This is a genomic window from Pseudoflavonifractor sp. BSD2780061688st1 E11 (assembly GCF_005844125.1).
GTDB lineage: Bacteria > Bacillota > Clostridia > Lachnospirales > Lachnospiraceae > Sellimonas > Sellimonas catena.
Map to the genome: position 1 here is coordinate 61,887 of NZ_SPHM01000015.1, position 14,822 is coordinate 76,708.

16 protein-coding genes, 7 tRNA genes and 1 rRNA gene are annotated in these 14,822 nt (G+C 44.6%); 3 read left to right on the forward strand and 21 right to left on the reverse strand.

Annotated features, from left to right (window positions below; translation table 11 throughout):
• The first annotated feature begins 139 nt into the window (after positions 1–139).
• Positions 140–1,849, forward strand: coding sequence for an ABC-ATPase domain-containing protein (locus FGQ85_RS08735; protein WP_138373251.1), 1,710 nt, complete (start codon positions 140–142; stop codon positions 1,847–1,849).
• On the opposite strand, the gene FGQ85_RS08740 is transcribed toward FGQ85_RS08735, so the two are convergent.
• From FGQ85_RS08740 to FGQ85_RS08755, 4 genes are read right to left on the reverse strand one after another with little or no spacing between them, the layout of a single operon-like run.
• Entirely contained in the window at positions 1,846–2,598 is a 753-nt protein-coding gene (locus tag FGQ85_RS08740; protein ID WP_087168158.1) for a sulfite exporter TauE/SafE family protein, read from the reverse strand. The genes FGQ85_RS08735 and FGQ85_RS08740 overlap by 4 nt on opposite strands.
• Positions 2,586–3,911 carry an amidohydrolase family protein gene (locus tag FGQ85_RS08745; protein WP_243128520.1) on the reverse strand — a complete coding sequence of 442 codons (1,326 nt, stop codon included), beginning with the start codon at positions 3,909–3,911 and terminating at the stop codon, positions 2,586–2,588. Before FGQ85_RS08745 ends, FGQ85_RS08740 begins: the two co-directional genes overlap by 13 nt.
• A gap of 16 nt (positions 3,912–3,927) precedes the next feature.
• Entirely contained in the window at positions 3,928–4,374 is a 447-nt protein-coding gene (locus FGQ85_RS08750; RefSeq protein ID WP_087168160.1) for a hypothetical protein, read from the reverse strand.
• The gene (locus FGQ85_RS08755) at positions 4,375–5,250 is read right to left on the reverse strand and encodes a DUF3100 domain-containing protein (RefSeq protein ID WP_138373252.1); all 876 of its coding nucleotides are present in this window, start codon (positions 5,248–5,250) and stop codon (positions 4,375–4,377) included.
• A 132-nt stretch (positions 5,251–5,382) separates the two neighbouring features.
• Between FGQ85_RS08755 and FGQ85_RS08760 the strand changes: the two genes are divergently transcribed.
• On the forward strand, positions 5,383–6,078 hold the full coding sequence (locus FGQ85_RS08760; RefSeq protein WP_087168162.1) for a Crp/Fnr family transcriptional regulator: 696 nt from the start codon (positions 5,383–5,385) through the stop codon (positions 6,076–6,078).
• 48 nt (positions 6,079–6,126) lie between these two features.
• Here the strand turns inward: FGQ85_RS08760 and ptsP are convergent, their stop codons facing one another.
• The 7 genes from ptsP to FGQ85_RS08790 all read right to left on the reverse strand — a co-directional run bounded on the left by ptsP (position 6,127) and on the right by FGQ85_RS08790 (position 11,617).
• Positions 6,127–7,752 (reverse strand): phosphoenolpyruvate--protein phosphotransferase, encoded by a 1,626-nt coding sequence (gene ptsP, locus FGQ85_RS08765; protein ID WP_087168163.1) that lies wholly within the window; start codon positions 7,750–7,752, stop codon positions 6,127–6,129.
• Between the two features lie 61 nt (positions 7,753–7,813).
• Entirely contained in the window at positions 7,814–8,119 is a 306-nt protein-coding gene (locus FGQ85_RS08770) for a PTS sugar transporter subunit IIB (protein WP_087168164.1), read from the reverse strand.
• 118 nt (positions 8,120–8,237) lie between these two features.
• Positions 8,238–8,858 (reverse strand): FGGY-family carbohydrate kinase, encoded by a 621-nt coding sequence (locus FGQ85_RS08775; protein WP_243128521.1) that lies wholly within the window; start codon positions 8,856–8,858, stop codon positions 8,238–8,240.
• Positions 8,851–9,162, reverse strand: coding sequence for an FGGY family carbohydrate kinase (locus tag FGQ85_RS18815; protein WP_243128522.1), 312 nt, complete (start codon positions 9,160–9,162; stop codon positions 8,851–8,853). The genes FGQ85_RS08775 and FGQ85_RS18815 overlap by 8 nt, the downstream gene beginning before the upstream one ends.
• 225 nt (positions 9,163–9,387) lie before the next feature.
• Positions 9,388–10,149 (reverse strand): prolipoprotein diacylglyceryl transferase, encoded by a 762-nt coding sequence (gene lgt, locus FGQ85_RS08780; RefSeq protein ID WP_087168165.1) that lies wholly within the window; start codon positions 10,147–10,149, stop codon positions 9,388–9,390.
• A 27-nt stretch (positions 10,150–10,176) separates the two neighbouring features.
• On the reverse strand, positions 10,177–11,145 hold the full coding sequence (locus FGQ85_RS08785) for a sigma-70 family RNA polymerase sigma factor (RefSeq protein ID WP_275532796.1): 969 nt from the start codon (positions 11,143–11,145) through the stop codon (positions 10,177–10,179).
• A gap of 247 nt (positions 11,146–11,392) precedes the next feature.
• Entirely contained in the window at positions 11,393–11,617 is a 225-nt protein-coding gene (locus FGQ85_RS08790; RefSeq protein WP_087168167.1) for a hypothetical protein, read from the reverse strand.
• Positions 11,618–11,835: 218 nt separating this feature from the next.
• Here FGQ85_RS08790 and FGQ85_RS08795 point away from each other — a divergent pair, with 218 nt between their 5' ends.
• A complete protein-coding gene (locus FGQ85_RS08795; RefSeq protein WP_087252406.1) occupies positions 11,836–12,384 on the forward strand; it encodes a hypothetical protein in 549 nt (182 codons plus the stop codon).
• A 314-nt stretch (positions 12,385–12,698) separates the two neighbouring features.
• On the opposite strand, the gene FGQ85_RS08800 is transcribed toward FGQ85_RS08795, so the two are convergent.
• The 10 genes from FGQ85_RS08800 to FGQ85_RS08850 form a co-directional block, all read right to left on the reverse strand.
• The gene (locus tag FGQ85_RS08800; protein ID WP_138373253.1) at positions 12,699–12,968 is read right to left on the reverse strand and encodes a hypothetical protein; all 270 of its coding nucleotides are present in this window, start codon (positions 12,966–12,968) and stop codon (positions 12,699–12,701) included.
• 33 nt (positions 12,969–13,001) lie between these two features.
• Positions 13,002–13,484, reverse strand: a complete 483-nt coding sequence (locus FGQ85_RS08805; RefSeq protein ID WP_087168170.1) for a GNAT family N-acetyltransferase — start codon at positions 13,482–13,484, stop codon at positions 13,002–13,004.
• A 393-nt stretch (positions 13,485–13,877) separates the two neighbouring features.
• Positions 13,878–13,964, reverse strand: a tRNA-Leu gene (locus tag FGQ85_RS08815).
• 22 nt (positions 13,965–13,986) lie between these two features.
• Positions 13,987–14,059: transfer RNA gene (locus FGQ85_RS08820), tRNA-Val, on the reverse strand.
• 29 nt (positions 14,060–14,088) lie between these two features.
• Positions 14,089–14,162 (reverse strand) — tRNA-Asp (locus FGQ85_RS08825).
• A gap of 22 nt (positions 14,163–14,184) precedes the next feature.
• Positions 14,185–14,258, reverse strand: a tRNA-Ile gene (locus FGQ85_RS08830).
• A 29-nt stretch (positions 14,259–14,287) separates the two neighbouring features.
• Positions 14,288–14,360 (reverse strand) — tRNA-Thr (locus FGQ85_RS08835).
• A 30-nt stretch (positions 14,361–14,390) separates the two neighbouring features.
• Positions 14,391–14,462: transfer RNA gene (locus FGQ85_RS08840), tRNA-Glu, on the reverse strand.
• A gap of 22 nt (positions 14,463–14,484) precedes the next feature.
• Positions 14,485–14,557 (reverse strand) — tRNA-Asn (locus FGQ85_RS08845).
• Between the two features lie 82 nt (positions 14,558–14,639).
• Positions 14,640–14,822: ribosomal RNA gene (locus tag FGQ85_RS08850) — 23S ribosomal RNA — on the reverse strand; the annotation flags it as partial.

Here is a 14,822-nt window from a genome sequence, read left to right on the forward strand (position 1 = left end):
CAGACTCCTTTCTCGTCTTTTGTCCTGTTTTGTCTCCATGGCGGTGCCTCTTCCATTTCTTTTCCAAAAGGCACCCTGTATTTATTATGCCACATTCCCCTTTTTTTTGCTATAATCAAACGGAAAGGAGTTTGAATTTATGAACCATGCATCTGATTTAAAAAAACAGCTTTTATCCATACACCGGAAAAGTTATCCGGCCTATAAATCCTTGAAGGGAGTCTACGACTTTGGCGAGTACACCCTCAGCATCGATCATGTGCAGGGGGATCCGTTCGCTTCCCCTTCCCATGTGACCATCCGGATTCCTTTTGCCGTCCATCGGTTTCCAAAGGATCTGTACCAGACACCGGAAACTAAAACCGCCTTTGAAGACCATCTCCTGAGACGGTTTGCTTCCCAGATCCGGAAGTTCAGTTTCCAGGCAAAGGGCTCCGGAAAGAGCGGACTTCTCTCCGTGAGCAGCTGCGGACAGGAAATTCTTGCCCGGACCGCATGTGAAATCTGCTCTTCCAAAGACAGTACACTGATTTTACGTTTCCACATCGGCTTTCCGGCAAACGGCCGTACCATCAATGCCACCGAACTTGAGAAGATCCTGTTTGATTTTCTCCCGTCCTGTGTAGAACGTGGATGTCTTTACCGGACCTGCGATAAGAAGAAACTGACCGAAACCTTTGAGCTTGCGGAAGATCAGACGTTTATCCGAAAAGAAATCAAGCGTCTTGGTCTTGCCGCTTTTGTGGCAGACGGATCCATTCTGCCGCGCCAGAGCGGCGTTTCCGATCTTCCGATGAAAGACGGGGTTGCCTTTTCTTCCCCGGAATCCCTTCGGGTTACCTTACATCTTCCTCACAGGGGAAGTCTCTCCGGCATGGGGATTCCACGCGGGATCACGCTCATTGTGGGCGGTGGCTATCACGGAAAGTCCACGCTTTTAAAGGCGCTTGAAACCGGAGTCTACCCGCATATCGCGGGGGATGGCCGGGAATATGTCATCACTGATGAAAGTGCGGTAAAACTCCGTTCCGAAGACGGGCGGATCATCAAAAACGTAGATATTTCCCTGTTTATCAACGACCTGCCAAACGGCCGGGACACTACTTCGTTCTCTACTTTGGACGCAAGCGGCAGTACTTCCCAGGCGGCCGGGACTGTGGAGAGCATTGAGGCCGAAAGCCGTCTTTTCCTGATCGATGAAGATACATCCGCCACCAACTTCATGGTACGGGATACGTTTATGCAGCAGGTGATCAGCCGGGAAAAGGAACCGATCACACCGTTTCTGGAGCGTGCTCGGGATCTTTATGAAAAGGCCGGTATCTCCACCATCCTTGTGGCCGGAAGTTCCGGCGCCTTCTTCCACATTGCCGATACAGTTATCCAGATGGACTGTTATCACCCGGTAGATATTACCGAAAAAGTCAAAACACTCTGCAAAGATTATCCGCTCTCTCCGTCCTCACCGGCTCCGTTCCGGATGCCTTCGGCAAAGCGGATCTTCGCCCGGCCTTCCAAAAAACAGGCAGACCGGCGGGATGGAAAAATCCGTCAGCGTTCCAAAGATGTATTTTCCATCGGGAAAGAGGAAGTCGATCTACGGTATGTAGAACAGATCAAAGATTCCGAGCAGACTGCTTCCCTTGCCCTGCTCCTTGGATATGCAAAAGATCACTATTCAGACGGGAAAAAGACAATCCCGGAAATCGCAGATCTGCTTTATCAGGAATTAAAACAGAACGGCTATTCCGGGTTCTTCAGAAATTCTTATATTCCAGGCGGCTATGCCATTCCAAGACTTCAGGAAATCCATGCCTGCCTGAACCGTTACCGGGGTGAATCCCGCTAACCGGTGATCAGTTTAAAAATAGCAAGCAGTACAGAAAAGACTGCCACCCCTTTTTTCAGTATGTCCGGCCGGATCAGCTCGGAATTTCTGCTGCCGGCCCATACACCGATTCCGTGGCTGATCAGGCTCAATGGAAGCAGCAGGATCAAATCCTGCATACGGCATCCCATCGCATAGCCGATGCTGGACGGAATCGCAATAAAAATCGAGTCAAACAGCGCAATGCCGACCGCTGTTCTGACCGGAACTTTCAACACAACAAGAAGCGGCATGACAAGGATCGGTCCCCCTGCCCCGGAAAGGGCACAGATCAGGCCGGTCACCGCTCCAAAGATCAGCCAGAACACAGGAGGAATCTTCTGTTCTGTCTGGTCTTTTTCTTTCTCCTCCCCCGGCTCTTTCCTGAGCAGAATGGAAAGTCCGGAGAGCAGTACCACAAGATACAGAATTTTCTTTACCATCCCTTCTTCAATCAGAAGGTTGAGTCTTACTCCCCCGATGGCGCCGATGAAGCTTCCAATACTGATCCAGACCGCCAGTTTCAGATCCAGATTTTTCGCCCGGTAATAATTGTACGCCCCCAGCACTCCCGAAATCAGAAAGGCAAAAAAGCTAAGCGCAAGTCCCTGCATGGTCGACATTCCCAGAAATCCGGAATACAGCATCGGAAGCAGGAATCCCGCAATCCCTGTCAGCCCGATCATGCCTCCGATCAGAATGTTCGCAATGACAATAATCAGATACTCCATCTTGATTCTCCTTTTTCAAAAGCAAGTGCCCCGCTTCGTATTTTTTCTTCATCCAAAGTAAGAATCTCACGGTTTCTCATCAGAAATCTTCCGCCAACAATCATGTCTTTCACATCTCCTGCCCCAACACTTTCCAGCAGTGTATTGGAGATTTTCCCATGAATCCAGAGGTGCGGTGCATCCATATCAATTCCGATCAGATCCGCCCGTTTTCCAACAGCAATTGTAGCCGGTTCTTCTCCAAGGCAGGCTGCGCCTCCTTTTACCGCTATATCCAGAATCTTCTTTGCAGGCATGACTGCAGGTTCTGCAAGAGGCGCCCCGTGCGTCACATTCATCACAGACCGGAAGATTTTCATTTCATTCCAGATGCTCAGACCTCCATGAGCCGCCCCGTCGGTTCCAAGTCCTACCGGGATACCCCTTTTCAAAAGTGACGGAGTATCCGGAACCGCTTTCCCACAATTACTGAACGGGCAGTGACAGATTCTGACACCTCTCTCCCGAATCAGTTCCTTTTCCTCTTCCGACAGAAGCAGACTGTGCGCCCCCAGGAACCACGGTCCCAGCACGCCTTTCTCTTCCAGGAATTCATAAGGCCGTTTCTGATACCTGGAAAGGTACGGATTGATTTCCCCCGGATATTCGTTCATATGTGCCTGAATCGTTGTCTTCTTTTCTTTTGCCCGCTCAGCCGCCATCTCAATCAGCTCTTCCGAACAGGAAATGAGAGAACGGAGAGAATAGAAAACTTTCAGATTGCCCTTTCCATGAAAACGCTCATAAAGGTCATCCGTTCTTTGAACCGCTTCTTCCGCCGTCATGGCAATCGATTCCGGAAGTCCGTCTTCATCCATCGTCGACATTGACAGCGCTCCGCGAAGCCCGCTCTTCTCATAGACCTCCGCTGCCGCTTCCATATAGTAGCTTCCCGCGTCGATAAATCCGCATGTCCCACTTCTAATCATATCCAGCGCGGCAAGCGATGCGCTCAGCCGCATCTTTTCCTCATTCAGTGTACTTTCAAACGGCAGCATGATCCGTTTCCAGATCATCGGCATTTCATCCAGTACACGTCCTCTCAAAAGCTGCTGTCCGGTATGCATATGTGCATCAATCAGCCCCGGCAGAAACACCTTTCCACGGCAGTCTACTGTTTCTTCTGACTCATAGTGTTCCCCGGACGTTCCCTGCTCCCGGATATCTGTGATCACACCGTCCTTGACGGCGATCTCCTTTCCATAGACCATCTCCCAGTTCTCATCCAGAAAATCCACATTCGTAAGAAGAAGATCGATCTTTTCCTTTTTCATAATTTTTCTCCTCCTGTCAGATTGCATTCGTAAGTGACAGAACGACCTGAGCAATCAGCGCAGAACCAAAAAATGTTCCCGTCATAACAAGGATTCCAACAATAATCATTTTCCATCCCTGTTTCAGAAACGATTTGATCTGATCGCTGATCGAGATCCCTGCAAAAGCTCCAACCATAGTAAGCGGTGCCGTGAAATTGATTTTGTTGACCGCCTCAATGACTCCCTCTCTCACCGGGCAGATCGGACACGCAACCAGAAGTCCGATAATCGAGCAGTAGGCAATAATCGGAAGCTTTAACGGCACAATTTTGCTTACCAGAACAGCCACGAGAGAGATTCCAAGAAGAATCAGAATTCCCGGCAGCGAATCCATAAAGTTCACATCAAATCCCACAAAATTTGCAAGGCCGATTCCAAGGCCTGCGACTACAAACATGACAATCCATTCGATATATCTCATCTACGCTTCCTCCAATTTTTCTTCCGCTTTTCGTGTCAACACTTCACTCGGCTCGTGCCTGAGTTTTGCAAATTTCGGCTCCAGCCAGGTATACAGTTTCTGGCAGAGCGGGATTCCGATAAAAATAGCAACATAGATTCCCGTCAGGCCGGACAGTGTCTCACTTGTACTTGCAAGAGCAGAAAGTTCTGCCGCCATATCCGGATAAATAGCCGTGATACTCGCCGTCGCACTTGCCATCAGAATTCCGGCTCCGACTCCGGATGCCATTCCAAGGGCGTATGGATGGAAAATTCCTGCTGCCGCTGTCATGGTAGTGAGAAATCCAAAATAGATCGTACCTACCATACCTCCTACCACATAGATGGAAAGACTTCCTCTCGCCTCCGGTGAGTCCGGTCCGAAAATATCGGTAATCAGTGCGAGGTTTGATTCCCTGTTGATAGAATGTGTTGCTCCGATCGCTTCTCTTTTCAGGCCAAGCATCAATGCAAACGGAAGGGCAAGGAAAATGGTTCCCAGGTTTCCGATCTCCTGTAAGAGCAGGGCCGGTCCAGCGGAAAGCACCACTTCAATACTTGCTCCCGCATTAATTCCAAGCTTTGCAATAAACGGGCAGATCGCCACGATCACAAGCTTAGATGCCGCCTTGACCTCTTTTTTCCTGAAGAACTTCAGAACTTCCGGTCCTGACAGGACTCCCAGAATCAGGGCATAAAAAATCGGAAATAAAATCAGTTTTCCCGGTCCAAGCGGGATTTCAATCTGCCCGATTGAATCAGCAATTAAAATAAATACAAATGCCGCAAGAATGATACGATACTCGTTTTTCATTCTCGCTTTTAGTGACGGATATTGAAAAGCTTCTTTTTTCATCTCTCTCATTCCTCCTCTTTTTTTCTACCCGGACATATTAGCACAGACTTTTTTTCTAAAAAAAGGACAAATGGGATGTTTTGGAGATTTTTTTGTAGTATACTGTAAAAAAAAGTTGAAAGAGGTAGAAACATGACGCTGGAAGAACTGCGTGTCCGTGTACCGGAACTGAATGATTATCTGAAATACATGCCTGACAAACTAAACGAGCGTTATTGGATACATACCTATCCGCCGGGAACAATTATCCATCAGAAAGATGAACCACTGGAATACTTCGGAATTGTCTGTGAAGGCTCCCACCGTGTAATTAACGAATTTGAAAACGGCAACGTCTACATGATCGAGCGGAACGATCCCATCGATTTTGTAGGGGAAGTCACCATCCTTGCTGAAAAAGAACGCACTTCCGTGACGATTGAAACATTGACCGAATGTACCGTCCTTTATTTTTCCAGAAAAGATTTTGAAGACTGGATCGAAAATGACATTCATTTTCTCCGTCTTGTTTCCAGAAAAGTCGCCTACAAACTGTACCGCTCCTCTTATAACCGGGGCAGCAAACTCTTTTATCCTCCACAGTATCTTCTCCTTGATTATCTTGTCAAATATCTTGCTGAAGAACATAAATCTTCCGGCATGATTCCAAAGACACGGCAGCAGCTCTATGAGGAGATCGGTATCTCCGTCAAAACACTTAACCGTACCATCCAGAAATTGAAAGAGGAACATCTTGTCAGTACGGTAAAAGGAAAACTTTCCCTCAGCGAGGAGCAGATGAAAGCAGCCCTGATTTATCTGAAAGAGAAACGCCATATGAGCAAATAAAGACAGCAGCCTTCCATTTCCGGATGGCTGCTGCCTTTTATACGTTTTTTATTCTGCTGAAAGATCCAGCTCTCTTACTCTGTTTCTTACCGGAAGTACAAATGTCGGGGAAACGGAAAGCTCGTCCACTCCCATTCTGAGGAATGTCTCTGTCAGTTCCAGATCTGCTCCAAGCTCGCCGCAGATGCCGACCCACGCGCCTCCTTTGTGTCCATTCTCGATTGTCATCTGAATCATGCGAAGCACTGCCGGATGATGTGCATCATAGAACTCATCCAGTTTTGGATTCTGACGGTCGATTGCCAGTGTATACTGGGTCAGGTCGTTTGTTCCAATACTGAAGAAATCAACCTCCTGGGCAAGCTGTTCACTGATCATGACAGCCGCAGGTGTCTCGATCATGACACCGATTTCAACATCTTTGAATGGAATTCCGGACTCTCGAAGTTCTTCTTTTACTTCTTCCAGAATCTGTCTAATCTTCCTTACTTCATCAACAGAAATAATCATCGGGAACATGATGGAAATATTTCCATATGCGCTCGCCCGCAACAGTGCTCTGAGCTGTGTTTTAAATACTTCTTCTCTCGTCAGACAGATACGGATTGCGCGGTATCCGAGAGCCGGATTTTCCTCTTTATCCAGTTCAAAATAATCCACCTGTTTGTCAGCACCGATATCCAGTGTCCGGATAATCACTTTCTTTCCGGCCATGTTTTCCGCAACAGTCTTGTATGCATTAAACTGCTCTGTCTCTGTCGGATATGTGTCGGATTCCAGATAGAGGAATTCACTTCTGAACAGACCGATTCCTTCCGCGTCGTTCATCAGAACAGATGCTGTATCCGCTACACTTCCGATGTTTGCATACAGATGAATTTCTTTTCCATCTTTTGTAATCGTCTTCTGTCCTTTTAATGTCTTGAGAAGTTTCTGTTTTTCTTCTTCTTCAACCACCGCTTTTTTGGCTTTTGCAATTTCCTCTTCATCAGGATCAATGATAACGCATCCCGCATATCCGTCCACAATTGCCATATGGCCATGCCACTCTTTCTTTATCGGGATACCGATAATTGCCGGAATATTCATTGTTCTTGCCAGAATCGCCGTATGGGAGTTGGATGATCCATGCTCAGTTACAAATGCGAGAAGTTTGGACTTATCCATCTGAACAGTTTCACTTGGTGCAAGATCGTCTGCCACAAGAATCACAGGCTCTTCCAGATTCCCCATATCATTGTCATATCCGGATAATACAGAAACCAGACGCTCGGAAATATCTTTTACGTCGGCCGCACGGGCTTTCATATAATCGTCATCCATCTCTGCAAACATTGTGGAGAAGTTATCTCCTGTCATTGCCACTGCGTATTCCGCATTAACACTTTGTGATTCAATCATATTCTGGATGGATCCGTTATAATCCAGATCATCGATCATCATCATGTGTACTTCAAAAATTGCCGCGCCTGAATCACCGACCTCATGCAGCGCTTTTTCGTACAGGCCCTGAAGCTGCGCTTTTGCGGTTTCTTTAGCCTGTTCGAAACGCTCCAGCTCCGCTTTTGGATCATCGATTTTCGTCCTCTTTACCACTGCCGTATTTTTCTCATAGAAAAACACTTTGCCGATGGCTACCTTTCGAAAGATAGATTTTCCTGCATATTTCTCCATACCGCTACTCTCCTTTTATAAATATAATGTTCTTCCTTCCGGCATCCTCTCCTAAATATCCTTATTCAAGAATTCCTGCTTCTTTCAGTTTCGCCTCAATCTCAGACGCAGATATTACGTTCTGCAGGGCAATGAGTTTTGCTCCCTGCTTTTCTGCTTCCGTAAACATATCTGCAAAGTGCTGAGCACAGATCACCACATCATACTGCGGAGCAGTCTCTCTGCCTTCTGAAATCGGGCAATGATGTACTTTTCCCGGCTCAATTCCATGTTTCTTTAATACCTTTTCCAGTGCCATCTGAGCCATCAAACTAGAACCTGCCCCATTTGCACAACATACTAAGAAATTTAAACTTTTATCTGCCATCTTCTAAGCTCTCCTCTCTTATGTTATGCTTTTTATTCTACCACAAAACTCAGATTTTTTTAATCTTTTTTACTGAATTTTCCCTCTATTTCTTTACATTTTTCCTCCGAAAACTTCTTCACGGTCCTGCCCCCTGGGCTCCAAGTTCTTTGTCCTCGATCACATCAATCGGTATCTGAAGCACATCGGCAAACATCTGAACCCAGACATCCGATTTTGCCGCCCCTCCGGAAAGCCGGATCGTTTTCGGGCACTCCCTGTTTTTCAAAAGTTTCTTTACATGTAATGCGTGCGAAAAGACAATTCCCTCATAGACAGCCCGAAGCATATGTTTCTTCGTATGATATGCTGTCAGTCCTACGAAGGATCCCCTGGCCAGCGGATTAACATTGGATCCATTCAGGAACGGAAGAAAAATCACATTGCAGTCCCACGGTTCAATGGAAGCGACCCAGTCGTTCGTCACATCGTAAACCGATCCCTGTTTTTCTTCTGCCTCTCTCTTTTCATAATTCATCAGGTTCTGTATAAACCACTCCATATTTCCCGCGGATGTCGGACTGCTTTCTTCCACCAGAAAATATCCAGGAATGCAAAACATGGAATTCAAAGATACCGTGCCATTCGTGACCGGCTCCCTACGGATAAATTCATTGATGCTCCATGTTCCCGCAATCATGCAAAGCTCCTTTTCACTGCAGAGTCCGGATGCAATGCCGCAGGCATTGACGTCAAACATGCCCGCTGCCACCGGAATTCCAGCCGGAAGTCCGGTCTGCTCCGACCAGATACAGCCCTTTCCCGTGTCCGGAAAATGATACTCCGGCGATCTTTTCCGGATCCACTCCACTTTCCTCTATCGCCCTTTTGATTGATTTCGCATTTACTTTCCAAAGCTCATTCATATCCCGTTGCGCATATCCCGGTTTCGGCGTCAGTGTCTGTGTCGGAACAGTTGCTGACGCAAGCTGCTTTCCCTTCTCATCAAACAAGGCTGTCTTGGAAAATGTCCCGCCATTATCGATTCCTACCAAATATTTCATCCGTCTGTCTCCTTCCTTTCTCTGTTCTTTCCCATCGGTTACCATAGATCAAGAAAGCCCAGAATACAGATTTCCGGTATTCTGGGCTGTTCTTTATTCTTCTGTCATCTGCGGAACATCCGGACAGTTCGGTCCAAAATGTTTCAGCAATACAAGCGGCTCTACCTTACTGCCGTTTGTAATTGTTACTCCTTTGACTGCTGCCTGTTCCGAAACAAAAAACTACTATTTCATTACTAATGCTTTTTTCTTTCCGGTAAACAGTATCGCCGCACCGATCACAAAAATGAAAATAGAGATAAACTGCGATGTGGAAAGCACTCCAACGCTTCCTCTCTCCAGGTCTCCCCGGAAAAACTCCAGAATAAAGCGTCCTGTACTGTAGAAAATAAGGTAACATCCTGAAACTGTTCTTTCTTTCTTCGCATACCTTGCAATCAGACAAAGCACAATACAATTCAGGAAATCCAGAATACTGGAATAAATCTGCGTCGGTATCAGCGCCACATCATTTGGTGCAAAATCGGATGTGTGGAATGTAATGGAAAGCGGTGAATCCGTCTCTTTTCCATAACAGCACCCCGCAAGCAGACATCCAATCCTTCCAAATCCCTGGGCCAGAGCGATTGCCGGCGCAATCAGATCAAAATACTGCCAGAATTTTTCTTTTTTGATTCTGCAGACTACATATCCTGCCAGAACTCCTCCAATAATTCCTCCGTAGACCACAAAGCCTTCCATTTCATCTAAGATTACACCCGGATCTTTGATAACCCGATCCAGAATTGTCAGATAATATAGTACTTTTGCTCCAAGCAGCCCAAAAACTACCGAGCTTATAAAAAGTGTAAATACGATATCCGTATTCATTCGATATTTTCTGGCCCGGAACTCTGTCATCAGATAAGCCGCAATAAATCCAATTCCTATCATCAGTCCATAACCGTGCACTGTCAGCCCGCCAATTGTTAACAAGTCATTCTTCATTGTTTCTCACCTGGTTACAGTAAATATTTATTCAAAATATTCATTTTGTCCTTTCTCTCTCATTCTTTGCCTCAGTCTTCTGAGTGCTTTACTTTCTATCTGACGGATTCTCTCTCTTGTCAGATGCATTTTCTGTCCAACTTCCTCCAATGTATAGACACGTTCACCATTCATGCCAAAACGCATACGGATAACCTCCTGCTCACGTTCCGGCAGAATCTTCAACAGCTCTTCAATTTCTTCACCTACTATCGTAGAAATTGCCGCAGTCTCAGGCTGCTGTGCATTGCTGTCTTCGATAAAATTCTCAAGACTGCTGTCCTCTTCTTCTCCTACCGGCGTTTCCAATGAAACCGGAGTTCTGGCATATGCCAGAATATCTCGTACCTCTTCTTCCGTCTTGTCGCCGAGCTTTGCCGCTATCTCGGCTGGTGTGGCTTCTCTTCCAAGCTCCGTCATAAGCTCCTTGGAAGCTCTCCTGACTTTTGTAATATTTTCAGACATATGTACCGGCACACGAATCGTTCTGGACTGATCCGCAATCGCCCGAATCATGGACTGTTTGATCCACCAGGAGGCATACGTTGAAAAACGGTAGCCTTTCTGATAATCAAACTTCTCCACCGCTCTCATCAGCCCGATATTTCCTTCCTGAATCAAATCCATCAGCTGAAGCCCGTGTCCCACATACTTTTTGGCAATCGAAACCACAAGGCGAAGATTTGCCTCTTCCATCTTTTTCTTCGCCTCAAGATCACCCTCGGCAATCTGTCTTGCAAGCTCCTGCTCTTCATCCGGAGTCAATAGCGGGATCCTGTTGATCTCATTCAGATACATTCGGATCGAATCTCCTGCACTGTCTCCGTACATTTTAGAGTCCACTGTTTCTGCCTCGGTTTCCTGTGTCTCCTCATCTTCGACATCTTCCAGAAGTCTCGCCTCTTCTTCCTTTATATCATCCGGAGATAAGATTCTTTTCTTTTTTTTCTCTTCCACAATTCCCCTGCCCTTTCTTCTGCCTGACCCCTGCTATGTTGATTAAATCTGTATTTTCTCCTTCAGAGGGTGTGTGCATGAACTCTTACTGCGCTTCTTTGCAAAGACAATCAGCACAACAGCCGGCTGTTGTTTCAGCCGGCTGTCTGTTCTTAGCTTTTGTGGCTATCCTTTCAAAACCAGCATTGTCTTACACTTTATTGTATCATGACTTGCTGATTTCATACAAGAATCTTATTCATTTTTCTTATTTTACCAAAGCCATCCTTCCATTTACCGGAAGGTTTGGCAGATGTTCAAAATAGAACTGTTTTTCTCTGTCTGAATATTTCAGCTCAACCGGAATCCAGCCTCTTGCAACATTAATATATAGATACTGTCCCGGTTTGATAATGCTTCTTCCCTCACCGTTCAGAGCTGATAATATACAGACATTTCCATCTTTTCCTGTTTTTAAAAAACCAACTAACAAAAAAATACCTCCTTATCAATACTCTGCCATCTACATATTTATGAACTACTTTTTACAATACGAAGTATAGCAAATGATTATGACCTTTTTATGGATAAAATTTAAAACATTTCTAAGATTTTCCTTAATACTATACAAAAAAATTTTTTGTAGTATACTAAAATTAAATAACAATGATTGATTTTCCGCTTTTATAATACAGAACAGGAGGGAAATCTATGAAAAGAAGGACAAAGCATGGGATTATAACAGCTCTGGTTTTAATACTGCTTTTTTCCCCGTCAGGATGTTCTTCCAGGAAGCTTGAATACCATGGAAATCTGGGCTATGATCTGAGCAACATTGATTATGAGGAGGTTGTTTTCAATATCTACCATACCAATACGGAGCAGCACACCTGTGAGAAGCTCACCGAATTCTTATGTTCTCCTGAGAAGGGGCACTATGCAGATATCCGGTTGGAGGGCAGTGAAAACAGGATCACCGCAATTGTCGAAGATAATTATGTCGCAGAAGAAAATGATATTGAAACTTTCTATACAGAAGACATCAACAGTTATGAATTTGCAATTAATGGATTTCAGGGCACTTTAAACGGCTTTCAGACATTTGAAATCGAAGATACCGATGAAGAGCAATACTACCGCCTCTATCCTGTCACCAATGACAGCGGTATATCGTATTCACGCGATCTGAGTCTGAATACTCCTTACGATGAAGAGGAAGTAAATCTGGATAATATTCTGATTACCATGACAATCGAATAAGAATATCTGCAGCGTTCAAATACTCGTTATATAAACTGGATTTTTTCTGTTGACTATTTACTCTCTCTTTTCAGAAAGAAAACAGTAATTACTCCGGTCAATAACAGGAAGGTTTCCTTAGCATATTTTTTCCCTTTTCTTATACTAAAAAGTGCCCGTATCAATGAAATTAATGTGACCAGTATAAGATAAAAAATCAATACTACTAATATACTCAAAAATACTTCCATGAATTTTTCTCCCTGCTTTGCATTTCTTTTCAACTATCTAAAATTCACTTATTTTTTTCATAATGAACTCTACCTCCATAAAGTTCAGTCCAAAGGAGATACTTCCATTTTCTGTATATCATCTATCTTAACTATTGCTACATTCGGACTATTTATAAGACTTATTAATATTGCCTCGTCTTCATAAAAATCATCATTGTACAGACCTTCAAGAGTGGTTCCGTCTATAAGCGTCACTACCACAAAATGCTCATATAATTGTATGTATCTATTGTGGAATTGCTCAGCTTTAAAATATTTATCCATCACAACTACCTTTCCATATTTAGAACTCCACAACTTTGGATTTTTCACTGTGTTCAACGCCACGATAAATGGGAAGGTGTCTTAGAGTTTTAATACGGCAATCTGTTCTTCTCCGTCTTTTTCTCCGGTCTCTATAAATCCAAAAGAAGCATACAATGATTTGGCAACCGCGTTTTTGGACTCATATGACAGCCAACAGAAATCAGCTTTACCACAGGGAAATGTTCTGATAAATCTTAAAGCAAGTTCTACCGCCTGCTTCCCATATCCCCTATTTTGATATTTCTTATCTATCATCAATCTCCAGAGGTTATAGTTCCCGTCTGCTATGGCAGGTGCATCCTTCCAATAGTCATCTTTGTCATAACCAATCATCACAAAGCCGACTGGATTATTACCTTCAAAAATTCCAAATGGAAAAGCATATCCGTTGGATGTAATAGCGATATATGCTTCAATAATACTAATATCATTGCTGGCAACATAATTTTTCTGACTATCTGAGACATTTAACTTTAAAATATCCCAGATATTTTCGCCATTTATTTTTTCTAGATGAATCATTCTATTCCTCCACATACAAATTAAAAATTATTCAAAAATGGTTCCATCGGATGTAAATAAACAAACTGAGAAAAAGGTAATATAACGCTGTAATTCCTAAGCCGTCGTTATAAATTTCAATCAAAGAATGTTCGCTTATCAAACCAGTTACAATAATTAATATCAAAAAACATACAGGAATAATTAAGTAACAAAGTAAAAATTTATGTTTTTTGTCCATTTCGATACCCCTAAACACTCACTTTATCCACTATACTTATAGTATAATTTAATTTTTCAGATTATACAATAAAGAAGGTGTTAAGAATCCCTCATCTCTGAAGTGTTCAAGCTTTTGAAGCAAAAAAATAAGAGAAACGCTATAAAATCAACGTTTCTCTCACTTTTACCTCCTGCCACAGACCGGAATCGAACCGGTACGGGAGGATAAGTCCCGCAGGATTTTAAGTCCTGTGCGTCTGCCAGTTCCGCCACTGTGGCATATTTCACACAGACGTGTGAATGGGGCCTATAGGGCTCGAACCTATGACCCTCTGCTTGTAAGGCAGATGCTCTCCCAGCTGAGCTAAGACCCCAAATAAATAACAATATTTAAATTAAAAAGCGACCCGGATGGGACTCGAACCCACGACCTCCGCCGTGACAGGGCGGCGCTCTAACCAACTGAGCCACCGGGCCATATTGTTTACCTTTATTAAAGTGGACCTTCAGGGACTCGAACCCGGGACCGATCGGTTATGAGCCGATTGCTCTAACCAGCTGAGCTAAAGGTCCACAATTTTAGTGTCCCCTTTAAAGGAACAAGCCAACGATCGGACTCGAACCGATAACCTGCTGATTACAAATCAGCTGCTCTGCCAATTGAGCCACGTTGGCGTTTTATTCTTAAGTTACAATTAACTTAAATGACTCCGACGGGAATCGAACCCGTGTTACCGCCGTGAAAGGGCGATGTCTTAACCGCTTGACCACGGAGCCATTCTTTCCTTATAAAGGAAAACTCCCCCTGTTGGACTTGAACCAACGACACTGCGGTTAACAGCCGCATGCTCTACCGACTGAGCTAAGGAGGAATATTCAAGATACTTCATGTACCTTCAAAACCACATATAAGTCCACGTTTCTGTCATCCTGCTTTTTCCTATCCACCATTCCTTGGTTATGCCCTCGACCTATTAGTAACAGTCAGCTCCATGCATTACTGCACTTCCACCTCTGCCCTATCTACCTCGTCGTCTTCAAGGGGTCTTACTGCTTTCGCATGGGATATCTCATCTTGAGGGGGGCTTCACGCTTAGATGCCTTCAGCGTTTATCCCTTCCCGGCTTGGCTACCCTG